Raw genomic sequence first — 236 nt, 5'->3', positions numbered from 1 at the left:
CTTCAACTCCAGCCGCATCTGTGGTGTTGCGGTAACGCTCGTCGTTCCCGCCATCGCTCCCCTCTTACTAAATATGGAATCAGCTTTCAATGCGTGGGGCAAGCGCCCAAAACCTGCATAGGTATACTCGATGCCGCTGGGTGGGGGCATCCACCGCATCAGTTCAGATTCGACAAGCAGGTCCTCAACATCGGCAAAGCTTATCGTGAAGCGATGATAGGCCCAAACCGCGTAGG

At 55.1% G+C, this 236-nt stretch carries 1 protein-coding gene; it reads right to left on the bottom strand.

Going from position 1 to position 236, the window contains the following annotated elements; translation table 11 throughout:
• The coding region (locus tag E1297_RS49410; protein WP_209015510.1) for a hypothetical protein at positions 1 to 236 on the bottom strand (236 nt) is incomplete at both ends.

It is taken from the genome of Roseibium sp. RKSG952 (assembly GCF_009711355.1).
The sequence above is the reverse complement of the archived record's forward strand: the minus strand, read 5'-3'. Positions and strand labels throughout refer to the sequence as shown.